Source organism: Kosakonia sp. S57, assembly GCF_016516575.1.
Lineage (GTDB): Bacteria > Pseudomonadota > Gammaproteobacteria > Enterobacterales > Enterobacteriaceae > Kosakonia > Kosakonia cowanii.
Genome location: NZ_JACVUL010000048.1, coordinates 1 through 327, shown reverse-complemented (window position 1 = coordinate 327; position 327 = coordinate 1). Strand labels below are relative to the sequence as shown.

At 55.4% G+C, this 327-nt stretch carries 1 rRNA gene; it reads right to left on the bottom strand.

Annotated elements, in window-relative coordinates:
- Positions 1-327, bottom strand: a 23S ribosomal RNA gene (locus IAE48_RS23920); the annotation flags it as partial.

Below are 327 nucleotides of genomic sequence, written 5' to 3'. Positions count from 1 at the left end.
AGTGTCGCTGCCGCAGCTTCGGTGCATGGTTTAGCCCCGTTACATCTTCCGCGCAGGCCGACTCGACCAGTGAGCTATTACGCTTTCTTTAAATGATGGCTGCTTCTAAGCCAACATCCTGGCTGTCTGTGCCTTCCCACATCGTTTCCCACTTAACCATGACTTTGGGACCTTAGCTGGCGGTCTGGGTTGTTTCCCTCTTCACGACGGACGTTAGCACCCGCCGTGTGTCTCCCGTGATAACATTCTCCGGTATTCGTAGTTTGCATCGGGTTGGTAAGCCGGGATGGCCCCCTAGCCGAAACAGTGCTCTACCCCCGGAGATGA